Origin of the sequence: Azospirillum isscasi (assembly GCF_030849505.1) — a bacterium.
GTDB classification, from domain to species: domain Bacteria; phylum Pseudomonadota; class Alphaproteobacteria; order Azospirillales; family Azospirillaceae; genus Azospirillum; species Azospirillum isscasi.
The window spans coordinates 1-543 of the sequence record NZ_JAUJFI010000398.1 but is presented as its reverse complement, the minus strand read 5'-3'; the positions used below and the strand labels follow the sequence as shown (position 1 = coordinate 543).

The 543-nt window shown below is 67.6% G+C and carries 1 protein-coding gene; it reads right to left on the bottom strand.

Going from position 1 to position 543, the window contains the following annotated elements; all coding sequences use genetic code 11:
* The coding region (locus tag QSG27_RS29185; protein WP_306712387.1) for an IS5 family transposase at positions 1–543 on the bottom strand (543 nt) is incomplete at both ends.

Sequence of the window (543 nt, the reverse complement as noted above, 5' to 3'; positions counted from 1 at the left end):
CCAGGGCGTTCCGGTTCTCCATCAGGGCGTGGCCCATGAAGGCCAGCTTCGCCGGCTGCCCGTTGCCCTTGCGGTACAGCCGCGCCTCGGGATCGCTGGTCGAGGCATGGGTCTCGTTGGACCGCTTCTCACCATGGAAGTCGCGGTCGCCGTTGCGTCCCGGCCCCGGCGGCTCGCCGCTGCCGTCCTTGGGCCGGAAGCTCTTCACCGACGCCCAGGCTTCGATCAGCGTCCCATCCACCGAGAAGTGCTCGTCCGACAGCAGCGCCTTGACCCGGGGTTGACCCAGCACGGCGGCCAGGAACGTGGCCGCCACATCGCCGGCCAGCAGGCGCTCACGGTTCTTGGTGAACACCGTCACGTCCCACACCGGGGCGTCCATCGACAACCCGACGAACCAGCGGAACAGCAGGTTGTAGTCGAGCTGTTCCATCAACTGGCGTTCCGAGCGCACCGAGTAGAAGGCCTGGAGCAGCAGCGCCCGCAGCAGCTTCTCCGGCGGGATCGATGGTCGGCCGATCGTCGAGTACAGTCCCTCGAACG